General features: G+C 61.0%; 1 protein-coding gene. It reads left to right on the top strand.

Translation table 11 applies throughout. The annotated features are described in order from the left end of the window. Positions 1 to 69 precede the first annotated feature (69 nt). Positions 70 to 1,016 (top strand): IS256 family transposase (locus tag B7R24_RS16920; RefSeq protein ID WP_116429919.1); only part of this gene is annotated, 947 nt, incomplete at its 3' end.

The raw sequence follows: 1,016 nt of genomic DNA on the forward strand, positions 1-1,016 counted from the left end.
GGGACTGTTTCTTAAACGGTGTTTTCGGCCTAACGCGTCGGGCGTGAGTCTGGCGGGGAAGGTGCCGTGATGACGACACTTAATGTTGTGGCGACGAAGAAGAAGATTGATCAGGAGGGCCGGTCGGCGGAGGCTACCGCGGCCGCTGAGCTGGTGCGGTTAGCGAAAGAGCAGGGCTTGTCGCTGACGGGCCCGGACGGGCTGTTGAAGCTGTTCACGAAGAACGTTCTCGAGGCGGCGTTGAACGAGGAGCTCACTGAGCATCTCGGTCACGAGAAGCACCGGGACGCGGAGGATCGTGAGGGCACGAACGTGCGGAACGGGACGCGCCCGAAAACGGTCCTGACCGAGGCGAGCGGGCACGTTCAGATCGAGGTCCCGAGAGACCGTGATGGGACTTTCGAGCCGCAGATCGTGAAGAAAAGGCAGCGCCGGCTGAACGGGGTCGAGGAGATCGTGTTGTCGTTGTACGCGAAGGGCCTGACGACGGGTGAGATCTCTGCTCACTTCGAACAGATTTATGGCGCATCGGTGTCGAAGGAGACGGTCTCCAGGATCACCGATAAGGTCATCGACGAGATGAACGAGTGGTCCACCCGACCACTGTCCGAGGTGTACGCGGCGATCTTCATCGACAAGGTCGTGGTCAAGATCCGTGACGGTCAAGTCGCGAATCGGCCGTTCTATGCCGCGATCGGGGTGAACCTTGCCGGGGAGAAAGATGTCCTCGGACCCTGGGCTGGGACTGGTGGTGAGGGTGCGAAGTTCTGGATGAGTGTGCTCACCGACATCAAGAACCGTGGTGTCAGGGACACGTTTTTCCTCGTCTGCGACGGGCTGAAGGGCCTGCCGGAGGTTGTTGGGAATGTGTGGCCACTCGCCACGGTCCAGACGTGTGTCATCCATTTGCTGCGGAACACGTTCCGGCTCGCGTCCAAGCAGGACTGGGACGCGCTGAAGCGTGACGTGAAACCGATTTACACCGCACCGTCACCGGCTGCGGCCCGGGTCGCACT

It is taken from the genome of Subtercola boreus (assembly GCF_003399645.1).
In the GTDB taxonomy this organism is placed as follows: Bacteria; Actinomycetota; Actinomycetes; order Actinomycetales; family Microbacteriaceae; genus Subtercola; species Subtercola boreus_A.